The organism is Trinickia sp. (genome assembly GCF_051954495.1).
Taxonomy (GTDB): domain Bacteria; phylum Pseudomonadota; class Gammaproteobacteria; order Burkholderiales; family Burkholderiaceae; genus Trinickia.
Genome location: NZ_JBQCHR010000058.1, coordinates 1 through 6,640 on the forward strand (window position 1 = coordinate 1; position 6,640 = coordinate 6,640).

Below are 6,640 nucleotides of genomic sequence, written 5' to 3' on the forward strand. Positions count from 1 at the left end.
GATGTTCCGCCGGAGATACCCATGCCGCCCAGCAGCCGCCCTTCGTAAAAGATCGGTACGCCACCGCCGACGGGCGTCAGCCGCGGATGGTGCGCCAGCGGGGCAACGGCGGGCTCGGCCATGTACTGATTCCATTGGTGCGTGGCCATGCCGAATGAAGCGGCGGTCCATGCCTTGTCGATGGCGACGTCGACGGTCAGGAACGGGGCGGAATCTGCGCGCTCGAACGCGCGCAGGTGACCGCCTGCATCGGTAATCGCGATGGTCGCGGCGAACCCGCGCGCGGCGCACGCGCGGCGCGCTTCCGCCAGCAGTGCCTGCGCGGCCTCCAGGCTGATCGTTGCCGTACTGACGATTGGCGATGTCATGGCGATGCTCCTTCTCAAACGGGTTCGGTGATGGGCAATGTCGGGGCTGATGTTATCTTTCACCGATATGCCGATACATACCCGTCTTGCCCAAACACTTTCGTCGTTTCGACGAAAATGCATTCCCGACCGTCCCGATCAGGCGATCGAAGATTCGGTCGTGAGCGCGTAGTTTTTGGGGCTAGATACCCGTCTTCTCGACGAAGAAGCCGGCCGCAAGCCACGGCTGACGCACCTCGTTGCGCCAGGATTGCCGTACTTCGTCGACGCGTTTGCCGGCTTCGGCGGCAATCGTCTCGAGCGACCCGTTCACATCGCCGTTTTCGTTCACGAGCGATAGAAATCGATAGTGCAGACGAGTCACCGGGTAGGTGTGAGTAAGAAAGTCGCGGCGCAGGATCACTGCGTACGAAGGCACCGCAGCGGGAAACTTCGGCGAGCGGCCGGCGCGGACTTCGTGGTAGTACCAAGCAACGGGATAACGATATTCGGCCAAAGCCAGGCAAGGCTGAAGGACAAGCGCGTCATCGTCGGCCGACGCATCCGGCCAGGACTTGCCCTCGTGGCCGCTCGCGTCGAACAAGCGGTACAGTTCGCGCTCGTACGCAGCCAGGTCGATCATGAAATCGATCCACGACTCGCGTTTTTCAGGCGGCTCGTCGCCATCCGGACGATTGTCTTCGAGCCACTGCGGGAAGCGGCGACCGAGCTCGTATAGCGTGTAGCTGTCGGATGGACAGGCCCTAAGATATTCGTCGGCGAAATCGGCGAAGAGCTTGGCCCCCAGCGCATGGCAACTCGCGGGAAACTGCTCCTCCAAGCATTTGCGCAATCGCAGAATATAGCTGCGCTGATAGATCGCCAGGCATGCAGCGGCGGAAAGCTTGGGTCCGGGCAATAGGTTCGATGCCACGGCGCCCGCATCGACACTACCGGGCGCAATCAGCGCATCGAGCATCCAGCGTTGCAGCGTGTCCAAGCGATCCTCGCGTACATTCATGACGAGCAGTCGACGCCGTGGGTCAAGATCTCGGGCACCATGAACGCAAGCGGCGTGGACACCGCCTCGGCATCGTCCTGCCTCGGCGCTCGTGCAGCGGTCTCCTCGTCCGGCGCGTCGCCATCGACGATACGCTGCGCCAGCATCAATTCGGCGTGCACGCGTTCGAAGGCAGGTACGTCTCCATCCCATTCGAGCAACGTTGCAGCTTGCTCGCTGCGCTGCCATGCTAAACGGAACAACGGCCACACGGCGTCGGAAACCGGACGATCGTGGGTGTCGACGATATGAGTGCCGCAATGCTGATGGCCGGCCAGATGCAATTGCACGACTCGATCGAAGGGGAAGCGGTTCAAATAGTCCAAAGGATCGGTACCGGCATTGAAGCAACTGACATAGACATTGTTGACGTCCAAAAGCAGCGAGCAGCCCGTCGCGCGGGTCAGCTCCCACAAGAAGGCCGGTTCGTCGAGCGTCGACTGGCGGAAGCGGACGTACGTGCTGGGATTTTCCAGCACCAGCGGCCGCCCCAACAGTTCCTGCGCGTGCTCGACTCGGGCGATCGTATGCCGCAGCGTCGCTTCGTTGAGCGGCAGCGGCAAGAGGTCGTGGCTGTTGACGCCGAGCACGCCGGTCCAGCAAAGATGGTCGCTGACCCAGCGAGCCGACACTTCGTCGGCCAGCCGACGCAAGCGGCGTAGATAATCGCGATCGAGCGGATCGGTACCGCCGATCGACAGTGAAACGCCGTGCAGTACGATGGGATAGTCCTCGGCGATTCGGCGCAGGACAGCGCGCGGCCGTCCGCCCGAATCCATGAAGTTCTCCGAGATGGCTTCGAACCAATCGACCCGCGGACGCGTGGCCAGGATGTGATCGAAATGCTGATTGCGCAGCCCGATGCCGAATCCGAGGCGACGTTCAGCGGTGCGCGCAGGAAGATCGGTCATGTCGTTGCGCCCCTTAACTGCAACTGCCGGCGCCGCTCATGCCGCTGGCGCCGCAAGCCGTCATGCCGTGGCCGCTGTATTCTTGGATCCACTCGATCGTCGGCCCGTACTGGAACAATTCCGGATGCGGCGGCTGGGGTGGCTCCGGCGGCAAGGCCGCGTTCTTTTTGCGCAGCTCCGGCCAGGTTTGCTCGGCGAACACTTCGCGCGCGCGCAGCCAGACGCTCTTGCCGCGATTGCTGCCGTCGGTGCTGAACCGTTCCGCGTTGATCGGCGTGGCGCAGCAGCCGAGCGAAGCACAGTTGTTCGCGCCGGGGTTGTCTTGCTCTTGCCCCGTGCCGTACAAGCCGCAGCCGCCTTGGCCGGCACAAGCGTTCTGCACGCGACAGGTGTGATCCGAGATGATCGGCGCGTCCGGGTCGGCAAAATTGAATTCGAGCGCGGTCGAACAATAGCCCTGGCCGGCACACGCATTGTCGCGCGTGCGACCTTGTCCTTTGCATTGGTTCAACCCCATGCATGCGTGCCGCAATTCGCCCGGCAGGAGCTGGCCGGGCTCCGGCGGAGTCGCCGGGAACGTGGGGATGCCCTGATACTTGGTGATATCGCAGCCGCGCGTGCCCAATACGGGCTGGTCGGGGTGCGCTTGCCATAGCCCGCTGACGTCCGGCAGCGAGGGGATCATGTCGACGAAATATTTTGCGTCGCTGCTGTACCAGGATTGCTCGCCGTATTTGGCGTCCATTCCGTTGCACATGGCCACCAGCGTGGCGAACGCCTGCTTGCGCGGCCCCAGGTTGACGTTCTCGAACGTCGGCGCCAGTTGGAGGGTGCTCGGATAGCCATCCGTGCCGCTCAACGGAATTCGCCGCATCGCTTGAATGACCTTGTCCAGAATCCAGATCATCGACCGGTGCAGCGTCTGGTTGAAATACAGCTTTTGCTGACTCGGTTCGATGAGGAAAATGCTTTCGGTCATGATCAGCATGTACTGGTACAGGCCGCTCACGATGTCGGCGAGCTCGCGACGCCCAGGCGGATAAGCGGCGGAAACCGGATTGTCGGGGAAGTCGAACACGATTTTCGCCAGCTCTTCCGGGCCGAATTGGCGCGCCGCCGGCGACGGCGGGGCCGGCATCTTGCGCAGCCGCTCGTCGGCGGGATCGTAGCCTTCGAGTTGCGACTGCAGCGAGAGGAATTTGTAGTAGTGCGACAGTTCGTGATGCGACTCATCGTCGAACTTCTCGGGCCCGAAGCCCTCGCCTTCGGCGTCGATCGTCTGGATGGCTTGCAGTGCGTGCTTGCGCGATGTGATCGTCATCAGCGCGCTGCGGCCGGCATGGCTATCTCCTCGGCTCGAATAAGCCGCGGCATGGGCCGCCGAGCCGCCGACGGGCGCGGGTATCGGGCAGCCGAAATTGAACTTGGCAGCGGGATAGACGGTATCGACGTTGCTGGGCGAGTAGTTGGACGGCTGAATCTGGCTCGGCGCTTTGCCGGCCTTGAAATCGTCGTCGGTGATATGACGCGAACTGATGATGCATCGAAGGACAGAATAAATTTGGCCGATCGTCTGCCAGTTGTTCATCTCGGGGGGAGCGTCCGCCGACGCTGGGTACTCGATTTCCAGAAACTGCCATAACTGAGCGGCGGAAAACTTGGCCAGCGGAAGCGCCATCGGGCGCCGGTCCGGACCAAGCCGGGCATGACCGGGCAGATCGGTGGGATAAGGCGAGGGAGAGCGCAGATAAAGTTGCGGCTGAACGCCCAATGAGAAGAGCATGTTGGACGACAACGACAAATGCAGCATTTCCTCGACTGCGACGCTCATCATGATGCCGCCCGCCTGACCGGCGAAGCGGGATAGATCGGTTGCGGGAAAGCCCTCCGGCGTGCGATTGATCGAGTAGTACGCGAAAAGATAAAGGGGCACCGTCGCCAGCTCGATCTCGACGGCCGTCTGCAGCCCGTCGCGCAATTCCGTCAACGCCCGCGCGCGATTCCAGTGTTCGTCGATATGGCGCACCAGGCGTAGTTCCGCTTCGCTAAGCGGGCGGACGGGAAGGTCCCGATCGTTGGCATCGAGCTCGTTCATGTTCGTTTCTCCGGGTCGGGCGGTAACGAAGAAAGTGGAAAACCTCGTTTCTTTTGATTACCCCAAAAGGCTTTGCCTACATTGGATGGATTGAAATCCTTTTTTCCAAAATCGGAATACCAGAAAACTCGTCGCTATTTCACTCGCCGCCGACGTGAAAATGTAGCTGTCATTTTTGGGAGGTAGCGGTTTATAGGGATCGCAAAACAAGGAGGGCCGTTATTTTGGACAGACCGGCAGCTTAAAATCGGGTGCTGACTTGTTTCAACGGTAGGCGTCGCGGCGAGCGCACCGGGGGTATGATTCCCGTTCGGGACGACCTTCCGCAACAGCAATCGGAGAGCACGATGAGTCCACGTTTCGACGCAATCGTCATCGGCACAGGGCAGGCGGGCCCGGCCCTCGCAGCGAGGCTCTCCGGCGCGGGTATGAAAGTCGCCATCATCGAACGGGGGCGCTTCGGCGGCACGTGCGTGAACACCGGCTGCATCCCCACCAAGACGCTGGTGGCCAGCGCTTATGCGGCCCAGCTAGCGCGGCGAGCAGCCGAGTACGGTGTCATGACCGGCGGCCCCGTCACGGTCGACATGAAGCAGGTCAAGGCGCGCAAAGACAAGATTTCCGGGCGTTCGAGCAGCAATGTGGAGAACTGGGTCCGCGGCCTGGAACACTGCAAGGTCTACCAGGGCCATGCGCGCTTCGAAAGCGCGAAGACCGTGCGAGTTGGCGATGAATTGCTGGAAGCGGAACGCATCTTCATCAACGTCGGCGGACGTGCGCTGATTCCCCCCATGCCGGGCCTCGATCAGGTGCCCTATCTCACAAATTCGACCATGATGGACGTCGACTTTCTGCCGGAGCACTTGATCGTGGTCGGCGGCAGCTACATTGGCCTCGAGTTCGGCCAGATGTATCGGCGCTTCGGGTCTCGCGTGACGATCGTGGAGAGAGGGCCGCGCCTCATTTCGCGCGAGGACGAGGATGTGTCGCAGGCAGTCAGGGAGATCCTAGAGGCCGAAGGGATCGATATCCAGCTCGATTCGAACTGCCTGACCGCGCGACGCGATGGAAACAACATCGTCGTGGGACTGGATTGCTCCAGCGGGGCCCGAGAAGCTGCGGGCTCGCACCTTCTGCTCGCCGTCGGACGCGTGCCGAACACCGACACGCTCGGGTTGGAAAAAGCCGGGGTGACGACCAACGCGCACGGCTACATCGAAGTGGACGACCAACTGCGCACGAACGTCCCCGGCATCTGGGCGCTGGGCGACTGCAACGGCCGCGGCGCGTTCACGCATACGTCGTACAACGACTACGAGATCATTGCGGCCAACCTGCTCGACAACGACCCGCGCAAGGTGTCGGATCGTATCTCGGCGTACGCGTTGTTCATCGATCCGCCGCTTGGCCGCGTCGGCATGACGCTCAATGAGGCGAAACAGTCCGGCCGCAAGCTGCTGGTGGGCACCCGGCCGATGACGCGTGTCGGACGCGCCGTGGAAAAGGGCGAGAGCCAGGGATTCATGAAGGCGATCGTCGATGCGGACACTGGGGCCATTCTCGGCGCGTCGATCCTCGGCCTGAACGGCGACGAAGTGGTGCATTCGCTGCTCGACGTGATGTATGCGAAAGCGCCGTACACCACGATCAGCCGCGCGGTGCACATTCATCCGACCGTGAGCGAGCTCGTGCCGACCATGCTTCAGGATTTGCAGCCTCTGGCCTAGCGGGAGGCGCTCGGACAGATTGTGGTCCACGCATCAAAATGCTATGACCCTGAAGCGGTTGAGTAAGCCCGCCCGAGATACCGGAGGGGGAAGCTGGAAACAGCTTAACTGTCCTAAGCGCGGTCTAAACGCGCGCCCTTGGAGGCATAACCGCCCTTCATTCACGAAAGTGGTCTTCCTAGAAGACCACTTTTTTTTTGTGTCTAGCGAGCGTTCATGGCCGAGACAGCCCTAGCCTATCTGGATGAAAGTGGAGACTTGGGGTGGAAGCTCCACAAACCGTATCAGCATGACGGCAGCAGTCGCTATTTCGTCATCGGGATTGCGGTAGGCCGGAACCAGAAGTATCGCCGAATCGGCAAAGTGATCGAAAACCTCCGCGTACTCCAGGGCTGGACATCCAAGAAGGAGAAAAAGTGGGCAACAATCGGCCCGGGAGCCAGGGAGGCGTTCTGTCAGTTGGCCGCACGCGAAATGGTTCGTAGGGACGGCGTAGAGGT

The 6,640-nt window shown here is 61.5% G+C and carries 6 protein-coding genes; 2 read left to right on the forward strand and 4 right to left on the reverse strand.

What is annotated here, in order from left to right; translation table 11 throughout:
- The 4 genes from ACTHNR_RS09085 to ACTHNR_RS09100 all read right to left on the reverse strand — a co-directional run.
- Positions 1–368 (reverse strand): GlcG/HbpS family heme-binding protein (locus tag ACTHNR_RS09085; RefSeq protein WP_440547250.1); only part of this gene is annotated, 368 nt, incomplete at its 3' end.
- A gap of 181 nt (positions 369–549) precedes the next feature.
- Positions 550–1,368 carry an HvfC/BufC family peptide modification chaperone gene (locus ACTHNR_RS09090; protein WP_440547251.1) on the reverse strand — a complete coding sequence of 273 codons (819 nt, stop codon included), beginning with the start codon at positions 1,366–1,368 and terminating at the stop codon, positions 550–552.
- Complete coding sequence (gene bufB, locus ACTHNR_RS09095) at positions 1,365–2,318, reverse strand: MNIO family bufferin maturase (protein WP_440547252.1); 954 nt, start codon at positions 2,316–2,318, stop codon at positions 1,365–1,367. The genes ACTHNR_RS09090 and bufB overlap by 4 nt, the downstream gene beginning before the upstream one ends.
- A 13-nt stretch (positions 2,319–2,331) precedes the next feature.
- Entirely contained in the window at positions 2,332–4,413 is a 2,082-nt protein-coding gene (locus tag ACTHNR_RS09100; protein ID WP_440547253.1) for a ferritin-like domain-containing protein, read from the reverse strand.
- Between the two features lie 347 nt (positions 4,414–4,760).
- Here ACTHNR_RS09100 and ACTHNR_RS09105 point away from each other — a divergent pair, with 347 nt between their 5' ends.
- Together ACTHNR_RS09105 and ACTHNR_RS09110 are read left to right on the forward strand one after the other, a co-directional pair.
- Entirely contained in the window at positions 4,761–6,140 is a 1,380-nt protein-coding gene (locus tag ACTHNR_RS09105; protein WP_440547254.1) for an FAD-containing oxidoreductase, read from the forward strand.
- 216 nt (positions 6,141–6,356) lie between these two features.
- Positions 6,357–6,640, forward strand: a 284-nt coding sequence (locus ACTHNR_RS09110) for a DUF3800 domain-containing protein (RefSeq protein WP_440547255.1), incomplete at its 3' end; no start/stop codon positions are given.